2 protein-coding genes are annotated in these 1,820 nt (G+C 63.4%); both read left to right on the forward strand.

Annotated features, from left to right (window positions below):
• Positions 1 to 122 precede the first annotated feature (122 nt).
• On the forward strand, positions 123 to 1,061 hold the full coding sequence (locus LH128_RS24785; RefSeq protein ID WP_008832438.1) for a tyrosine-type recombinase/integrase: 939 nt from the start codon (positions 123 to 125) through the stop codon (positions 1,059 to 1,061).
• On the forward strand, positions 1,058 to 1,600 hold the full coding sequence (locus tag LH128_RS24790) for a tyrosine-type recombinase/integrase (RefSeq protein ID WP_008832439.1): 543 nt from the start codon (positions 1,058 to 1,060) through the stop codon (positions 1,598 to 1,600). The genes LH128_RS24785 and LH128_RS24790 overlap by 4 nt, the downstream gene beginning before the upstream one ends.
• The last annotated feature ends 220 nt before the right edge of the window (positions 1,601 to 1,820 follow it).

Raw genomic sequence — 1,820 nt, forward strand, 5'->3', positions numbered from 1 at the left:
CTCGACGAAGTGGGCGACGTGTTGCGGCACCGCTCACGGTCATCGACCCTGATATATGCGCGGCTCGACATTGACGGGCTGCGGTCGGTCGCGCAGCCTTGGCCAGTTGCGGGAGGCGTGCAATGAGCATCGTCCTTCAACTCGACCGTTATCTGAGCGTTCGGCGCAGTCTCGGCTACGATCTTCGTACGGATGAACGGATACTCCGGCGCTTCGCCCGCTTCGCCGATCAGGAACGCGCTTCGCACGTCGATACGGCGCTGTTCCTGCGCTGGGATGCGAGCCTGCCCGTTGTAGGCACATCCACACGCTCGGCACGGTTCGGCAAGGTGCGGCTGTTCGCGCAGTGGCTGAGCGGTATCGACCCGGCGCACCAGGTGCCGCCGCGCGGGCTGCTCCCTGAGCGTTATGCGCGGCAGCGTCCTTATATCTATACGGAGGCCGAGATCGCCGCGATCGTCATGGCGGCCAAGGGTCTGCCGTCCATCTATGGCCTGCGCGCGCTGGCCTGCTCAACCCTGTTCGGGCTTATCGCCGTAACAGGGCTCAGGATCAGTGAAGCGCTGGCGCTCAAAGACGATGACATCGACACCGAGACTGGCGTGCTGCGCATACGGCGCGGAAAGCTTGGCAAGGAACGGTTGCTTCCGCTCGACCCAAGCGTGGTAGCGCAGCTCATCGCCTATGCTGCAGAGCGCGACCGACTGCTTGGACGGTCCTCGCCAGCACTGTTCGTCACGGAAAAGGGAACCCGCCTGACCGACTGCAGTGCCCGCTACAACTTCGCGCACGTCTGCCAGCGGATCGGGCTGCGGCCCGGCCAACAATATGGTCGGCACGGCCGGGGGCCGCGCATCCATGACCTTCGCCACAGCTTCGCGGTGCGCACGATGATCGGGTGGTATCGCGCGGGCAAAGACCCCGCGCGCGAAATGATCCGACTGACGACCTATCTGGGTCATAGCAATCCCTCCAACACGTTCTGGTATCTGGAGGCGGTCCCGGAACTGCTCGATCTGGCGATGGCCCGTGCAACCCGCCGGCCGGAGGTGAACCAATGAGCGTCGCGACCTTGCCTGCGCTGATCCAGCGCTTCTTCACCGACCGGCTTTGCACGCAACTGGAGGCAAGCCGCCACACGGTTGCAGGCTACCGCGACACGTTCCGGCTCCTGCTTCGATATGCGAGCGCGCAACGTGGCAAGCCGCCGGTCAAGCTGACGGTCGAAGACATCGACGCCGATCTGGTTGCCGACTTCCTCAGCCATATCGAAACGGCGCGGGGCAACGGCGCTCGCAGCCGTAATACCCGACTGGCCGCGATCCGATCGTTCTTCCGCTTCGTCGCGATGACCGATCCAACCTGGCTGCTGCACTGCCAGCGCATCCTCACCATGCCCAACAAGCGCTATGTGAAGCGTGCGGTCACATTCCTTGACGCGGATGAGATCGGGGCGTTGCTCGCAGCGCCGGATCGCACGACATGGACGGGGCGGCGTGATCATGCTCTGCTGCTGCTCGCGGTCCAGACTGGTCTGCGGGCATCCGAACTGGTTGGCCTCACGCGGGGTTGCGCGGCGACTGACAGGATGCGAGCGTAGCGACAATCAAGATGAGAATCGGTTGTTGGGGTGTCGGTGAAGGGCGGAGGGCGTAGCCCGAAGCCCGTAGCCGAGACCCCAACAACCGATGGCCCTTTAATGGAGGAGCCGCAGATCGTCGGGGCCGACCCAATATTCATTGGCATATCCAGATTGGAGGGAGATGCCGTGAGTGCCGGGTTGCCAAGTCAACGATCATCAAATGAGGCTTTTCATGAAA

The sequence above is a fragment of the Sphingomonas sp. LH128 genome, assembly GCF_000293195.2.
Taxonomy (GTDB): Bacteria; Pseudomonadota; Alphaproteobacteria; order Sphingomonadales; family Sphingomonadaceae; genus Novosphingobium; species Novosphingobium resinovorum_A.